This window comes from Micromonospora sp. NPDC049679, from assembly GCF_040659735.1.
Lineage (GTDB): Bacteria > Actinomycetota > Actinomycetes > Mycobacteriales > Micromonosporaceae > Micromonospora_I.
The window spans coordinates 12648-27004 of sequence record NZ_JBFANZ010000007.1; the positions used below are offsets into that span (position 1 = coordinate 12648).

General features: G+C 70.2%; 12 protein-coding genes. 2 read left to right on the forward strand and 10 right to left on the reverse strand.

The features are described 5' to 3' along the window. Positions 1-207 precede the first annotated feature (207 nt). Together AB0J06_RS06765 and AB0J06_RS06770 are read left to right on the forward strand one after the other, a co-directional pair. Complete coding sequence (locus AB0J06_RS06765; protein ID WP_357425693.1) at positions 208-1323, forward strand: AI-2E family transporter; 1116 nt, start codon at positions 208-210, stop codon at positions 1321-1323. Between the two features lie 140 nt (positions 1324-1463). Beyond that, complete coding sequence (locus AB0J06_RS06770; RefSeq protein WP_357425439.1) at positions 1464-2501, forward strand: hypothetical protein; 1038 nt, start codon at positions 1464-1466, stop codon at positions 2499-2501. A gap of 114 nt (positions 2502-2615) precedes the next feature. On the opposite strand, the gene AB0J06_RS06775 is transcribed toward AB0J06_RS06770, so the two are convergent. The 10 genes from AB0J06_RS06775 to AB0J06_RS06820 form a co-directional block, all read right to left on the reverse strand. Further along, entirely contained in the window at positions 2616-3536 is a 921-nt protein-coding gene (locus tag AB0J06_RS06775) for a glycosyltransferase family 2 protein (protein ID WP_357425441.1), read from the reverse strand. 32 nt (positions 3537-3568) lie between these two features. After that, positions 3569-4144, reverse strand: coding sequence for a glycosyltransferase (locus AB0J06_RS06780; protein WP_357425695.1), 576 nt, complete (start codon positions 4142-4144; stop codon positions 3569-3571). A 101-nt stretch (positions 4145-4245) separates the two neighbouring features. After that, the gene (locus AB0J06_RS06785; RefSeq protein WP_357425697.1) at positions 4246-4719 is read right to left on the reverse strand and encodes a UDP-N-acetylglucosamine--LPS N-acetylglucosamine transferase; all 474 of its coding nucleotides are present in this window, start codon (positions 4717-4719) and stop codon (positions 4246-4248) included. 211 nt (positions 4720-4930) lie between these two features. After that, positions 4931-6208, reverse strand: a complete 1278-nt coding sequence (locus AB0J06_RS06790; RefSeq protein ID WP_357425443.1) for a hypothetical protein — start codon at positions 6206-6208, stop codon at positions 4931-4933. Next, positions 6205-7107 (reverse strand): sulfotransferase domain-containing protein, encoded by a 903-nt coding sequence (locus AB0J06_RS06795; RefSeq protein ID WP_357425699.1) that lies wholly within the window; start codon positions 7105-7107, stop codon positions 6205-6207. Before AB0J06_RS06795 ends, AB0J06_RS06790 begins: the two co-directional genes overlap by 4 nt. A gap of 8 nt (positions 7108-7115) precedes the next feature. After that, positions 7116-8714 carry a lipopolysaccharide biosynthesis protein gene (locus AB0J06_RS06800; RefSeq protein ID WP_357425445.1) on the reverse strand — a complete coding sequence of 533 codons (1599 nt, stop codon included), beginning with the start codon at positions 8712-8714 and terminating at the stop codon, positions 7116-7118. After that, positions 8711-10069: an O-antigen ligase domain-containing protein gene (locus tag AB0J06_RS06805; RefSeq protein ID WP_357425447.1), complete on the reverse strand. Its 1359-nt coding sequence runs from the start codon at positions 10067-10069 to the stop codon at positions 8711-8713. Before AB0J06_RS06805 ends, AB0J06_RS06800 begins: the two co-directional genes overlap by 4 nt. Continuing rightward, positions 10062-11693: a lipopolysaccharide biosynthesis protein gene (locus AB0J06_RS06810; RefSeq protein WP_357425449.1), complete on the reverse strand. Its 1632-nt coding sequence runs from the start codon at positions 11691-11693 to the stop codon at positions 10062-10064. Before AB0J06_RS06810 ends, AB0J06_RS06805 begins: the two co-directional genes overlap by 8 nt. Next, on the reverse strand, positions 11686-12216 hold the full coding sequence (locus AB0J06_RS06815) for an acyltransferase (protein WP_357425701.1): 531 nt from the start codon (positions 12214-12216) through the stop codon (positions 11686-11688). Before AB0J06_RS06815 ends, AB0J06_RS06810 begins: the two co-directional genes overlap by 8 nt. A gap of 121 nt (positions 12217-12337) precedes the next feature. After that, entirely contained in the window at positions 12338-14236 is a 1899-nt protein-coding gene (locus AB0J06_RS06820) for a delta-60 repeat domain-containing protein (protein WP_357425703.1), read from the reverse strand. Between the last annotated feature and the right edge of the window lie 121 nt (positions 14237-14357).

The following is a 14357-nucleotide window of genomic DNA, read 5'->3' on the forward strand; positions in this document are numbered from 1 at the left end:
GAGGGGTGACCGGACGCACATCGATCCCGGGCGGGATGGTGGCCGGGCTGTCGACACCTCCACAGTGCGAACAGGTCGGAGGGCCCGGTGGCGGACGAGCAGTCGCGAGCGGTGGAAGGCGGCGATCCACCGGGCAGGCCCGACGAGGACCAGACGACGTCGTCGAGGCCACACTCCGCCGGCCAGCACCGGAACTCCTCCCCCGCGGTGGAGGACGACGCGGCTCCCCCGGCTGACACCGCCCCGGCCACGGGCGACCCGGCTGACGCCCCGTCTGGACGGTACGGGCATCCGGGCCCGCCCCTGCGGCGTGGCCCCTTCCTCGTCGGCTTCACCGGCGCGCTCGGCGTGCTGCTGGCGTACGCCGCATTTCTCGCGGTCCGCAACGCCGCGTCGATGCTGGTCCTGATCTTCGTCGCGCTCTTCCTCGCCATCGGGCTGAACCCCGCGGTCGTCCGGCTCCGGTCGTGGGGGCTGCCCCGCGGTCTCGCCGTGGCGATCGTCGCGCTGACCGTCCTGTCGCTGCTCTGCGGCGGATTGTTCGCGCTGGTGCCGCCCCTGCTCACCCAGTCTGCGGAGTTCATCGACCATCTGCCGTCGTACCTGGAGGAACTGCGCCGCAACAAGGCGGTCAACGATCTGGTCGAGCGCTACCACCTGATGGACCGCGTCCAGTCCGTGGCGAACCCGGACATCGTCGGGCAGGCGCTGGGCGGCGTCTTCGGCGGAGCCCGGCTCGTTTTCGGCACCCTCTTCAACGTGTTGACCGTGCTGGTGCTGACGATCTACTTCCTGGCCGCCTTCGATCGCATCAAGACGATCGCCTATTCGCTGGCGCCGGCCTCCCGTCGCCAGCGGGTCCGGCTCATCGGCGACGAGATTCTCGCCAAGGTCGGGGCGTACATGGTCGGCGCGCTCGCCATCGCCCTCGTCGCCGGGCTCGCCACGTTCGTCTTCGCGACGATCGTGGATCTGCGTTATCCGTTCGCCCTCGCGATCGTGGTGGCCGTCTGCGACCTCATTCCGCAGATCGGCGCGACCCTGGGCGCGGTCATCGTCAGCCTGGTGGGCTTCGCGACGTCGCTGCCGGCCGGCATCGCGTGCCTGGTGTTCTTCATCATCTACCAGCAGGTGGAGAACTACCTCATCTACCCGAAGGTGATGCGCCGCTCGGTGGAGGTCAGTGACGTCGCCGCGATCGTCGCCGCACTGCTCGGTGTGGCCCTCTTCGGCGTCATCGGTGCGCTGGTCGCGATCCCCGCCGTCGCGGCCATCCAGCTCATTTTCCGCGAGGTGGTCCTCCCCCGCCAGCAGCAGCGCTGACCAGGAGGCTCCTGGGCCGGCTACGACCTGTCACGTTCCGGACAGACACCGCCGCCCGCACCGTACGGTGAATAGTCTTCCAACCTGATCCACGACGTGGAGCAGGGTCGGCGCGTTGAGCTGCCGCGGAAGGGGTGACCGTGGGTTCGAGCCCATCGCGGACACGGGGGTGGCTCCGCCGCCGGGTCGTGGCCGCCGCGGTCGCCGCGGCGACGGTCCTCGCGACGGCGGCGGTGTGCGCGACCGATGATGACCGGTCCGCGGGTTGCGCGCGGGCGTCGGAGATCCTGGAGCCGGCCTGCGGGGCCTGGCTGGGGATTTGGCCACGCACCCGGGCCGACGGCACGGTCACACCGGATCTGGGCGCCAATCTCGCGAGCCTGGAGGATCGGCTGGGTCGCCGCCTGGATCTGGTGACCCGCTACTACGGGTGGGGACAACAGTTCCCGGACGCCTGGGACACGCAATGGCGTGACGGGGATCGGCTGCTCCTCATCGACCTACGGGCCCGCAACTTCTCCGACAACAGCTACGTGTCGTGGCGCTCGATCGCCGACGGCAGCCACGACGCCTACCTGACGCGACTCGGCGAGCGCATGCGCGACTTCGGGGCGAAGGTGTTCTTCTCCTTCAACCAGGAGCCGGAGCAGGAGCTGGAGAAGGGGCCGCAGGTGGCGGGGACAGCCGCCGATTTCGTCGCCGCCTACCGGCACGTCCACGACGTCTTCCAACGCGCCGGCGCGGAGAACGTGGTCTGGATCTGGTGGATCATGGGCTACATGGGACACACGGGGTGGTATCACGGGCTCTATCCCGGCGACCGTTACGTCGACTGGATCAGCTACGACCCCTACGACTTCAACACCTGCAAGGGCGGCGGCTTCAAGACACCCGAGCAGAGTGTCATGCCGTTCCTGACCTGGTTGGACGGAAGCGGCATCGGTGACGGGAAACCCGTGATGCTCTCCGAGTTCGGCAGCCACGGGGTGGACCGGCACGACTGGTACGTCGGGCTCGGAGACGTGGTCAAGAAGGCGGAACGCATCAAGGCCATCGTCTCGTTCAACTCGAATCCCGGCGGTTGTGACACCCGCGTCACCAACTCGGCCGGGAACTGGCGTGGGTTCGCCACGCTCGCCGGCGATCCCTACTTCCGCCAACCGTCGCCCCGGTCCTAGCCGCGGCTCCCGACAGACCCCGGCATCATCTCCGGCACGGCGGCCCCGCCGTGTCGCCCCCGCAGTGGCGTGAGGGACCGCGGGGAGCCGCTGACCGGGTACCGCGGGAGTGGGTCAGATGCCCCTGCCGCGCTTGTGCAGCGACCGCATCACCGTGTCGGGACGTACCGCGCGGCTGGCGACCGCGAGCGCGAGGTAGGCCCGCGGCTCGCGGGGATTGCGGACCAGCGTCCTACCCGCCCACCGCACCGCGTTACGTCGATTCCCCGACGCCGCCTGGGCGAACGCTATCTGACCCGCCACCCGTGCCTCACCGCGCGGCTCCCCGGCGAACTCCGGATAACGCTGCAGCAGCCACTGCAGCGCGCTCGCGATGGTGTCCCAGCGCTGCGCGAAGTAGGACCGCTTGTGCCAGCGGACCAGGACGTAGGGCGTGCGCAGGTTGACCAGCGGAGCGCTCCGGGCGGCACGGAGGAGAAACTCGTAGTCCTCCGCGTAGCTGCCGGGGATCTCCTCGTCGACGAGGCCGAAGCCGTCGCACAGGGCGTCGCGGCGGATCAGGAACGTGGACGGATGCAGCTCGGTCATCCGGTCCCGCAGGAGCGAGGCGAGCGTCACCGAGTCCATCGTGAGGCTGCGGTCGGTCGTACGGCCGTCGTAGCTGACCCGGATGCCGCAGCTGGCGAACTCGGCACCCGGTGCCGCCGCCAGCGCGTCTACCTGCGCCCGCAGCTTGCCCGGCAGCCATTCGTCGTCGTCGTCGCAGAAGGCGATCAGCTCCCCCGTCGCGGCGAGGATCCCCGTGTTGCGCCCGCCAGCGAGGCCCGGTGTGCGGGAGTTGCGGATCACCCTGACCTGTCGCCGCAGGTCCGCGGTCGTCTCCAGCGACACGTCCGGTTCGGACTGGTCGTAGACGACCACCACCTCGATCGTGCCCGGGTAGTCCTGGGCGAGGATCGCGGTGAGCGCGGCACGGAGGAGCTCTGGCCGGTCGCGGGTGGGCACCACGGCGCTGACGGACGGGTAATCGCTCATCGTTTCCTTCTCGGTGGGGCCGGGGTGGCGGGTCAGTGCCGCGCAGATGCTCGACGTGGCTTCGCCGCGGCGACGAGGTCCTCCACGATGTGCCCGACCCGGGCGACCGCGGCCAGCCGCGCCGCCTGCACGTCGGCGTCGGCGGTCACGGTGAAGCTCCGGGGCTGCGCCAGCCCGGCGTCGAGCGCGGCGGTGAGCGCCGCCTGCGATTCACAGAGCGCGACCATCCGGGCGGCGCCCAGCCGGCGGGCGAAGAGCTGCTGATGGTTGTCGACGTGTTCCGCGTGCGCCGGGTCGCGGGGCACCACGATCGGCAGGTGGCCGTGCCGACGGGCCTCGAGGATCGTGGCCGGCCCGCCGTGGCATACGACGAGGGTCGCGGTGGCCATGGCACGTTGGAGGTCGCCGTGGCCGAGGAACGGGACGGCCCCCGGGATGGTGGGCGGCCGGCTGTGGCCGTACTGGATCACCATGGTCGGCCGTGCCGCGCTGCCGGCGTACCAGTCGTCCAGCCAGCCGATGAGCCGGTCGAACCGGTGTTTGTCCGTGCCGACCGCGACCAGCACGGTGGGCCTGGGATGGAATCCACCGGTCCGCTGGCGCGGAATCCGCGCCCGGACGGCGGCCGGCTGGGCAGAGAGCGGCGCGTTCTCCACGGTGGGGGCCTCCCGGCGAGTGGGGTCGTACCCGTTCTGCGCACGGTCCGGGTTCACAGCAGCGTCCCCACTACCGTCGCCTCGGGGTACACCCGCCGCTGCTCCTCCCATTGCACGAGCATCGCGGAGAGGAAGGGGCGACACAACCGCGCAGTCATCGTGGAAGTGTCAATTCGGTCGTATACCTCGATATAGACGGCAGGTATTCCGCGCAGTCGCGCGATGATCACGAAGGGTAGAGCAACGCCCGCACCCGTTGTCACGACCGCCGCAATGTTTCTCTTACGGAATATACGCAGCGCGACAAAAGCGTTACGGAAAAGGTTTCGGATATTCCGCGTCGTCGGGTGGTACGCCCACGTGACGTCCTCGCCCTCCAGAAGCGAGGCCGCGTCAGGCGTGTCGAAGGTGACCCAGCACCGCTGCCACCTGCGGTACCACGGCTCCAGCGCCAACAGCTGCGCAAGATGCCCCCCGCTCGAACCGACGAACAGGATAAGGGCGTCATCTTCCGCCTTACCCACGATATCGGCCACGCAGCCCTCCAGAGTTCAACCGTCCCGACCTGCTGAGACGCGCAAACACATGATCCCTTTTAAGACGAACACGATGCCAACTCCGTCGGCAATGCGTCAAAACTCAGACACCAAACCGCCGCCAACGATTACGCAGAGATGTCTGTCCGACTACTGTAGTGAAAGTTTCGACAAATCCCAGCCAAGCCGGACAATGTCTGAACTAGCGACTAAGACGGTCTTCGATCACGTCGAGCAGTGCGGGGTGCAGGGCCCGGTTCCATCCCGCCCCGCCATCGGCCAACCGCCACGTACGCAGCCACATCTCGATGAGATAGGCGTCCACCACGAACCGACGCTGATCCGGTCCCAGACCAAGCTGCTCGCCGTAGCGTCCCACCAGGTCGTCCGCCGCGCGTACGGCATCCGGCACCGGTCCGGAGCGCAGGATGAGCGCGCACTGGAAACCCTGGTGGGCCAGGTCGAAGCCGATCGGCGCGTGCGGCCCGCTGTGCTCCCAGTCCCAGGCCACCAACCGACCGGCATGCGTACCGAGGTTCCACGGGACCCAGTCCCCGTGCCAGTCGCCGAACTCCGCGAGCGTCGCGCCGTGCCGCTCGGTCAGCCGCCGCACGGCATGGACGGCCCGCGCGCCGGCATCGACGGCCTCGGCGGCCTTCGTGGCGAGGTCGGAGAGCCGGCCGAGAAACGGCGATCCCGCCAGCTCGCGGGGGGTGCCCGGCGCCCCGCCACGGCGCGCCACCGCGAGCAGCGCGGCCAGTCGGGGCGGCTCGGCCGGGTCCACCCCGCGTACGTCGGGCGGCAGCGGCTCGACGACTGCGAGCGCCTGCCCCGCCCAGTCACCGTGCATGAGCACGCGGGGCACCAGCGGGTAGTCGGAGGTGGCGCCCGGTCGGGGCAGCTCGTGCAGTGCGGCCGCCTCGGCGCGGACGAGCGCGCGGGTCGCCCCGTTCCAGCCGATCTTCGCGTAGCCCCGGGGCCGACGGTCCGCGTCGAACAGTTGCAGCGTCGGCTTGTGGTTGGGATCCGGCGCCCGTACCCCGAAAGCGCCGTACAGCGGCCCCCGCCCGAGCGCCGCGGAAAGGTGTTCGGCGAGCACCAGCTCGGTGGGGTCGGCATCGTCCGGTACAGACACGATGAGGACCGGCATCCGGGCCAGCTCCAGCACGCCCAGCCGGGCCGCCGTGCCGAGCGCCGCGCGGGCGGCGCGCACCTTGGGTGGACGCAGCGCGTTGTAGGCGAGCACCGAGGCTGCCGTGACCCGACGTCGCCCCAACGGCAGCAGGAACCGGGCACGGGCGGCGGAGGGAACCACGGCGTAACGGGCGACGGTGCGCCAACCCGGATCGGGAGCGGATGCGGACCGCGACCCGATGGACAGCCGCGCGCCGCGGCCCGGGAAGACCGCCCGGGTCACCCAGCCCAACCCGTCCTGCCGCTCGCGCGGGTCGGCGGACCGCACGTCCGGTGAGACCGTCACGTCGACAGCCCGGCCCAATCGAAGCTCATGCCGAGCCGACGCTGCAGCGCCTGGCTGTACGGGCGGTAGTACTCGGTGAGCTCCGCGCGGAGCGCCGGCTCCAGCGGCGCGGAGCGACGATCGTTGTAGACCTTGAAGTTGGGAAGTTCGTGCGGGGGCAGTTCGAGGAAGTCGAGCACCCGCTGATAGGTGCCCCGCGCGTCCCGGTAGAGCTCCTCACTCGGGAGGAAGAGGAACTGGGAGCGGTCGAAGCGGTCCAGCCACGGCTCCAGGTGCTCCAGGTAGCGTCCGCGGGCACGGTACGTGTACCAGTCGTACGGCTCGCTGAAGTAATTCGGGTCGGCCACGATCCGGTCCCACTCGCCGATGGTCCGCTCGTCCTCGCGCGCGAGCGCCTCCGCGAAGTCCAGCGGCTCCTTGCCCTCGGTGCGCCGTTCCTTCCAGTGCGAGTAGGCGCGCTCGACCGGGTCGCGCAGCAGCACGATGAGGCGGACCGTGGGCATGAGCCCGTGGACCCGCTGCGGGACGAGCGGATGGAACATGTAGAGCGGGGACGCCTCGCCGACCCGCGCGGGGCCACCGTGCTTGCTCTCCAGCGCCTCGCGCTGCCGCACGGTCGGGAAGTGCGACCGGTACCACGCCTCGCCCCGTGCCCAGTTCTCCTCGAAGTAGTGCGAGGACTTGGTGTTCCACGCCGGGAAGAGCCGCGGTACGAGCGGGTGCTGGATCAGGTAGTTCCACAGCGACGTCGTGCCGCCACGCTTCGTGCCCACGACGAGAAAGTCCGGCAGCGGACGGCGGTCGCTTGTGCGCACTCCGTAGTGGACAAGCGACTCCTTCACGCGCGCCGTCACCTGCGCCGGTATCGCCTGCTTCACCCGGTCGCGAATAGATGACACGACGTCCGTCACCTGCCCTTCATGCCAGTGTCGCCAAGGGCGACGTCTGCGGACGCGCGGGAACCAGCCCCGCCGCCACGGATCTGCTTCAGGATGTCCCACAACCGGCGACGGACACGGGGGATCGTCAGATAGCTGACGCACCCCACGGCCAGGATGCCCAGCGCGACCGCCAGACCCTCAACCCCTTGTCCCGCAATGGTTACAGCGAGTGCGCTGGCCGCCCCCACGGCGACGACGGCGATCAACGCGGTGCGGGCCATCCCGGCGGTGAAGAGCGGATGACCGACCACCCGCCGCGCCGCCACGGCCGCGATGAGGTTCTCGACCACGATGCCGACGCCCCACGCCACCGCGGCGCCGAGAGCACCGTGCCCGGGGATCAACGCGAAGCCGAGCGTCAGGTTGACCAGCACGTTGGCGACCGTAGCGCTCAGGTGCAGTCCGCTGCGTCCCCCCATCAGCAGCAGGGACTGGACATTGCCCACCGCGACGTTGACGAGCATCGCGACGGCGAGCACCGTCATCGCGGCGGCCCCGGAGGTGAAGTCAGGGCCGAACAGTTGCAGGAAGCCCAACCCGAAGACGGCGAGCAGCAGGTAGACCGGCAGGGACAGGACCAGCGACCAGGTGGTCATCTGACGGTGGACCTGAGCCGCCTCGTCCCGTTGCCCCCGGCCGAGCAGCCGGGACAGTTGCGGCGAGACCGCCACCCGCAGGCCCTGCATCGCCAGCTGCCCCGCGAGCACGTACCGGCCGACCGCGCCGAAGATCCCGGCCTCCGCCTGGCTCGCCAGCGCCGCGGTCATCAGCACGCCGACCCACATGCTGCCGGCATCGATGGCCGCGGACGCCGCGCGCGGCAGGGCAAAACCCCAGAAGGTACGCCAGTCCGAGCGGAGAGGGCGCAGCCCGACACCGCGCCCGATGCCCAGGGACCGGCCGACGAGGAGGGCGGCGGTCACAAGAGCCACGACCGCCGGCACCAGCCAGCCGATCATGCCGAGCACGACCCCGCCGCCGACCAGGACGAAAACCCCGACCAGCGCGGGCCGACCGATCGGGAGCAGCAGGAACTGCACCACGACGTACGCCTCGATCGAACGCACGCAGCGCAGGGCCGCGAGCAGCAGCGTCATGGCGACGACGACCGGAAGTGCCGAGAAGCTCGCCTCGATGAGGGGTCGCCCCGCCGAACCGGAGCTGTCCAGCAACCGGGGCGCCAGCCAGTCGGCGGCGATCACGCCGGCGACCGCGACGGCCACCGAGGCGATGATCGGGGGCGCCAGAGCTACCGGCAGCACCCGGGCCGCGTCGCCGTCGGGGCCGCGCCGTCGCCGGGGAAGCGCCCACATGATCCCGGTTTCCGCGCCCAGCGTGCAGATCGCGGTAGCGACGGTGACGACTCCGATCGCGGCGAAGAAGGCCCCGGCGCCGGCGCTGCCGTACCCGCGCGTGATCACCACGGCGAGCACGAAGCCGAACAGCCCGCTCGCCGCGGCGCCGACCAGGCCGATGGCGCCGCTGCGGGCGCTCCGGCCGGTCTCGCCCGATACCGGCCGGCTTCCGCCGGCGTCGCGCGCCTCCCGCTCGACGCTCGTGGTCACGCCGCTCCTCCCCGCGACAACAACAACCCGGACGCCGGCACCGGCGCGGACCGGCGCCGATTCCGCGGCAGCGGCGGCCGCCACCGCGCGAGCGCCCGCTCCCGCTCGCTCAACGCCAACGCGAATCCGACCGCGAAGAACGCGGCGGTCAGGTTCTGGTTGACCATCCCGTAGAACGGGAGCTGGACCAGGCCGATGAGCGGCACGACGGCCAGCCACTGCCCGGCGGGCGAGGACGCCTTCAGACAGATCACGAACGCCGCGACGAACCACCCGATGAAGAAGAGCAGCGCCGGGACGCCGTGGCTGAACAGCACCATCCAGAGCTGGCCCTGGGTGCCGATCGGGGCCTCGGCCGAAACGGTGTCGACGTTGGCGGGCGCACCGAAGCCCAACAGGGGCGACTGGCCGACCCGGCGCAGCACCTCGACGTAGAGCGAGAGGCGGTCCGTGTTGGTGTCGCTGGAGCTGACCCGCTGGTTGATCAGCTCGCCGATGGGGATGAAGACCATCGCCAACGCGCCGAGCACGACCACACCGACGATCGAGGCCGCCACCCGGACATTGCCCCGCAGCGTCGCCCGCACCCCGAGGAAGGCGAGGCCCACGCCGACGCTGAGGAACATGCCCCGGTTGAGGGTGAGGAACGCGGGCGGCAGCGACAGCGGGAGCGAGATCAGCAGCACCGTACGGAAGAGTCCGCGCCGCCGCAGCATCACGAAGGCGACGACGCAGGGCAGGACAAGCGCGTACGCGCTGCCGTAGTTGTTCGTGTAGGCGAAGGGCGCGGCCGGTCGGTAGATGGGATTCAGGGACCGGAGGCTGTACTCGGCCGTGTGCAGGTGGATCATGTCCCGGATGAACGGGTTGGAGGTGATCCCGCCCGGCAGGATCAGCTCCATCGGCGTCGTCATCGCGAACCGCGGCGCCAGTACACCGAGCCAGCCCAGCAGCACGATCCCGAGCCAGAACGCGCCCAGCGGCGCCAGTACCGGCGTGAGGACGTCGCGTTCGCGCGCCGCGGAGTAGACGTACGCGCAGACGATGAGCGCCGTGACGTAGAAGGACAGCCGCAGACCGAAGGTCAGCAGCGCGGAGACCGTCGCCAACCGGATGCCGCTCAGCACGACCATCGCCAGGAAGAGCAGCCAGAACGTGGTGGCCGGAGGCAACGGCACGCGCCCCCGGGTCGCCATCAGGGCGAAGAGCAGGCCGCCCAGCAGGGGCCAGCCGAGATAGAAGGTGCCGGTGGCCCACCACAATGGAGTCAGCCCGAACATCAGGAACAACGGCCACAGCGGCAGCAGCGGCAGCCGGTCAGGGCCGGGCAGCCGAGCCGCCGGAAGATCAGCCACGGCCACTGCGGGTGAACACGTAACCCAACGGATCCGCGCCGGCCGCCCGCAGCCGCTCGACCAGCCTGCGCAGGTCCTCGACCTTGGTCCGGTTGCGCTCCACGACGACGATCGCCGTGCCGCTGCGCGCCTCACGCACCCCGCGCTCATCGGACTCCGCGGGGGGCGCGTTGAAGAGCACGATCTCGGTCTCCGGCGCGGCCTGGTAGGGCCCGACCTGGACGCGTCCGGTGCCGACCGTGACGACCTCGGCGGAGACGGTACGCACGGGAACCTGGGCCATCGTCGCGGTCGCCACTCCGTCCGCCGTCGACGTGCCCAGGAACTCGTCCGCCATGGCCGCCGTGATCCGCGGAAGGGTGACCGTCGCGTCGGCGTCGACGTGGGTCGACGTCGCGTCCGACCCGGCCGCCCCGTTGTGCCCACCGGTGAGCCCGGGCGACGTCCGGTTCTGCCGGGGCATGACCGGCGTGGCGGGCGCGGGCCGACGGTCCGCCATCAGCACGGTGCGCAGTTGGCCGAGCCGGCCGCTGTCGTCGCCGACATAGACGTCCTTGCCGTCCGCGGCCAACGCCACGGCAAGGCTGGCGGTCATCAGCGTCGTGTCCTCCCGGGCGCGCGACGCGATGACCACCACCGGGGTACGTACGGCGTTCTTGAAGCGCTCCGCGATCGCCATCGCGACGTAGCGGACGTCCGCGTCGACGGCGTTGGTCTTCATGCGGAATCCACGGCTGCGCACGGTGCCGAGCAGCGGCAGGCCGGCCGCGTCGTGCGCGTCCGCCGCCGTGCGCACCACGCGCTGCGTCGACTCCAGCACGTACGCCAGCACGATGCCGAGCAGCAGACCGCCCAGCAGTCCGGCGAGCACATAGAGGAGTCGGTTGGTCTTCGGCGTCGTCAACGGCTCAGCGGACTGGGTGACCCAGCCCGGGGTGACGTCGATCGAGGCGATCTCGGTGCGCGCGGAGTTGAGTTGGGCGAGCTGGGTGTTGACCGCGCCGAGTTCCGCCAGTGCTGCGGCGGCGGCGCCGGTGTCGCTGTTCCCGATCCGGCGTTGGAGCCCCGTCTGCTGCTGCACCACCTTCGCGATGCTGCCGTCGTACGACTGCAGCATCGCGGTCCGCTGCTTTTCGTACATCGCCTTGCGCACCTGCAGATAGGTCTCCGCAGCGAGGTTGACGGTGGCGACCGCCACGTCGACCGAGCGGTCCGTGTAGGAGAAGCGCAGGATCTGGCCGCCCGTCGGCACCTCGATCTGAAGGGCGTCCCGGACATCGACCGGCGCGGCGGCGCGTTCCTTCGCGATGAGCTGGATGACCTCGGTGCTGGTCGCGATGCCACTCTCGACGTTCATGTTGACCGACCGGTCGGCCCCGGCGCCCGACGGGGTGAAGGCGTCGGTGACCACGGGACGGACGGCGACGACCGCCGAAGCGGTCACGGTCGCCGGCACGAGCACCACGTAGCCGACCGCCACCGCGAGACCTGCGAGCGCGGTCACCGCGACGGTCCGCCACCGGCTGAACGGGACGCGGACCAGATCGGTGAGGGTGACGGCGCGTTGCGGGTCCGCGGAACGGCGGCGGTCGACGGGCCAGGAAGGAGCAGCACGGTCAGTCATTGAACTTCTTCACTGTTTGTTGGGGGTTGCCGATGACAACCGCCCGCTCGGGCACGTCCGTCCGCACGACCGTGGCGGCGCCCACCACGCTGTCGTGTCCGATCCGGACGCCTTTCATGACCAGCGCGTGCGCGCCGATCCACACGTTCTCCTCCACCACGATGGGCGCCCGCGTCGCGGGAACCGGCGGGTCATGCCGCTGCCCGGGGTCGAGGTTGTGGAAGTCGTTGTCCAGCAGTTCGCAGTCGGAGAGCAGGCAGCGGTCGCCGATGGTCACGGAGGTCCAGGTGCCGATCCAGGTCGCGTTGAGCAGGCAGTCGGAGCCCACCCGCACCTCCCCCGGCCCGGCGAAGCGCACCAGTTTGTTGAGCCGGGTACGGTCGCCGATCGTCACACGGACGCCGCGCCGCAGACGGACACGGCCGCGGATCTCGACGTCGTGGCCGAGCCGCAGGCGCGGGTAGCGCAGGCGGTAGTAGGTGCGCTTGGCCGCGAAAACCAGCCGCACCAACCGCCCTTTCACGGACGTAGATGGCCCCACCCGGCATCTCCTCCCCCTAAGACGCCGCGGGCCGACGACGAAGGCTCCGTCGCCGGCCCACAACAGAACAACTTACCGGATATTCATGAGGATGGACGTGGGCTCATTCGGCCGCGAAGAACATCGTCGGGGTCGACCAGGTCAGCCCGGCGGCGGGCGCCGCGAGCACTGCGGCCGAGGCGCCGTTGACCGCGACGTCGGCGGTGGGGTCGAACGGCACCGACCGCAGCCGCCCGTCCGTCGCGCCGTAGACGATCTTGCCGTTGACCCACGCCATGCCCCGCACGGTGGACCAGGTGAGGCCCACGGTCGGGACGGTGAACTCGGTGGCGCCGAGGTAGCCGCCGTCGACCTCGAAGTACCGGTAGAGAAGCGACGTGCTGTTGGACCTCGTGTAGTACAGGCGGCCGTTGAGGAAGAAGGCCCCGGCCATGCCGGTGGCGCTGTACCAGTCGTTGTAGCCGGAGGCCTGCCACGGTGCGCCGACCGTCGTGCCGTCGAACATCGAGGCGTCCAGCCTGCTGCCCGTCGGCGTGCCGCTGACCGTGTGCCCCCAGTAGATCCGGTCCGCCACCCGCCAGGCCGCTCCCGCCCGGGTGAAGTTGGGCTGGCTCGTCACCGTCGCCGCGCCCAGCGTGGCGCCGTCGAACGGAACCTTCGTCAACTGACCGTTGGCCGTGCCGAGGTAGAGATAACCGCTGGCGGCCGTGGGCGGGTTTTTCGGGACGAAGCTGCGACCGCCCGCGATCGGGAACATGCCCAACCGCCCGTGGTACTCGTCTCCCATGCCGTCCGAGTTCTGACCGAAGTAGACACCGTCCGACCCGCGCCACAGCACCGGCACGGTCGAGCCCCAGCTCACTGCCCCGGCCGGCAGGGCGGACCCCGCGCTGCGGCGCGGGTTCCAGTTGACCGGCATACCGGTCGCCGGGCTCACCGCACCGATGCCGAGCCGGTCGATCGCGCCGTCGCCGGCCGCGTCGCTGCGGTTGGGGTTGTTGAGCCAGCGGAAATGGCCACCGAGGTAGACCACGCCGTCGGCGACCTCGACCGAGGTGATCGTGTCGTTACCCGTGAAGTTGACCCAGGTCGCGAGGAGGTTGCTGCCCCTCGTGGGGGTCTCCCAGCGGGTGAGCGCGTCGCAGTAGGCCGCCGGCCAACCCCCGCCACCGTTGCTGCCGACGATGAAGTAGCTGCCGTCCTCGCCGAACTGGATGTCCTGCACGTAGTGCACGAAGGTCTGCGGTGCGGCACAGGGCGGCACGAACTTCTCCGTGCTCCAGTCGAGCAGCGTCGGCGTGCCGGCGAGGCCGACCAGTGCGATCTGGTTGCGCGCGACACCGTTGACCTGCATGAAGTTGCCGCCGACGGCCAGCGTGAGACCGTCGGGCGACACGTCGAGGGTCCAGACGTAGAAGCTCGTGTTGTGACGTCCGACGGTCGCGTTGATCACGAAGGTCGGATCGATGGCGCCCGTGGAGGCGTTGAGCCGGGCCACGCCGGAGTGCGCCGTGCCGTTCACCCACGAGAACGCGCCGCCGACGTAGAGCCAGTTGCCGTGCAGGGCGAGATCGCGAACCGTGCCACCGTCGCCCCGCCCCGCCCAGCTGGCCACCGTCTGACCGGTCGCGGCGTCGAGCGCCACAAGGTTCTTACGGGCGACGCCATTGACCGTCTTAAATGCTCCACCTACGATCAGGTGGCCGTTGGGGCTGGCGACAAGGGTGTTGACCGCGCCGTCCAACACCGGGAGGAAGGTCGTCGACAGAGCGCCGGTCGACCGGTCATAGGCGAAGAGATAGTTCTTCACGCCCCAGGTCGTCGCCGAGGCCGCCTTCACCTGGGTGAAACTGCCTCCGACATAGACGACGTTGCCGATCTCGGCGAAGGCGCGGACCTCCCCGTCTTTGGCGTGCGGGGTCTGGTCAGCCGGATTCGCCGACACGAGAGTAGCCGCGGCAGGCGTCGGAACAACGACGGCGGATGCCGTCCCGGCGACCATCGTCACCGCAAGACACGATACCGTTACGGCCAGCAATGCAGTCCGTCCAAAACGGACTGCATTGTGCCGCCAATGACGCTGGGACACGGTCACGCTTCCCTCCGGATGGGGAAATGAACCC

Coding starts and splice junctions, on each gene's coding strand:
- AB0J06_RS06775 (WP_357425441.1), bottom strand. CDS start 3,536: ATGAGCGATTACCCGTCCGTCAGCGCCGTGGTGCCCACCCGCGACCGG.
- AB0J06_RS06810 (WP_357425449.1), bottom strand. CDS start 11,693: ATGACTGACCGTGCTGCTCCTTCCTGGCCCGTCGACCGCCGCCGTTCC.
- AB0J06_RS06820 (WP_357425703.1), bottom strand. CDS start 14,236: ATGGTCGCCGGGACGGCATCCGCCGTCGTTGTTCCGACGCCTGCCGCG.